The organism is Morganella sp. HSTU-ASny43 (assembly GCF_022819185.1).
Lineage (GTDB): Bacteria > Pseudomonadota > Gammaproteobacteria > Enterobacterales > Enterobacteriaceae > Morganella > Morganella morganii.
Genome location: NZ_WSPG01000101.1, coordinates 1 through 266, shown reverse-complemented (window position 1 = coordinate 266; position 266 = coordinate 1). Strand labels below are relative to the sequence as shown.

The following is a 266-nucleotide window of genomic DNA, read 5'->3' as shown; positions in this document are numbered from 1 at the left end:
GATTAGCCCGGCAATTGCACCCATTGCGAACACGCCGCCTGCAGCTCCTCCCTGCTGACGATTACTCATCAGCGTTAAGCGGGTTTGCAGCGAAGAGGGCAGTTGCAGAGTGAACAGGCCAAACATCGACAGCGCCAAAAGAATAAAGACAACTGACAGACCAATAAGCACGTAAGGATGCTGAAGCGCTGCCTGGAATTGCAATCCAGCGGCGGCGACCACGAGGCCGAGCGCCGTGTAGGTTAATGCCATGCCCTGGACATAAA

1 pseudogene is annotated in these 266 nt (G+C 55.3%); it reads right to left on the bottom strand.

Annotated features, from left to right (window positions below):
* Positions 1–266 (bottom strand): annotated as a pseudogene (dipZ, locus tag GN208_RS17980) (protein-disulfide reductase DsbD); the annotation flags it as partial.